The sequence below is a fragment of the Shigella sp. SIG3 genome (assembly GCF_053555855.1).
The window spans coordinates 1-538 of sequence record NZ_JBQZXE010000307.1; the positions used below are offsets into that span (position 1 = coordinate 1).

Sequence of the window (538 nt, forward strand, 5' to 3'; positions counted from 1 at the left end):
AACTCTGTTACCGTCAGGTAATAGGGTGTCGGGTTAATCAGCGTCAGAGAATTCGCGCTACGACGAAATCTTAATTTTTCTGCGGCCTGATCGGGTGGCAACGCTAATTTAGCCGGGCGATAGTACAGTTTAATGCGGCTGATAATTGCGAGCTGTAGCGTATTCTCAGTCAATTTTGATTTATCCATTGACGGAATCGCTTTAACGTTCATCCAGAATAAACTTTCCCGGTCCTGTGGCAATTGGTTATTTGTTGCATCAAGAATACGTAAGGTATTCTCTTTTTTTCCCTTCATCGCAAACAGAGGAGGCGTCACGATAAAACGACCATCCTTTACACCATCGGCATTTTCCTCCCATGATTGAATTAAATAGGTACTATTTTCATCATTATTTGTCACGGCAAGTTGCACTTGTTTTTGCCCTGCCGGATAAATTACGCGAGTCGCACCTAAGGCCACTCCTGCTTCAGCGCGTCCGGCAACCATCATTGCCATGAACATCAGGATACCTGCCAGCAAGCAGAATGTTATTTCCT

General features: G+C 44.6%; 1 protein-coding gene. It reads right to left on the bottom strand.

Going from position 1 to position 538, the window contains the following annotated elements; all coding sequences use genetic code 11:
- The coding region (gene fimC / locus ACUU1I_RS21130) for a type 1 fimbria chaperone FimC (protein WP_449144941.1) at positions 1-538 on the bottom strand (538 nt) is incomplete at both ends.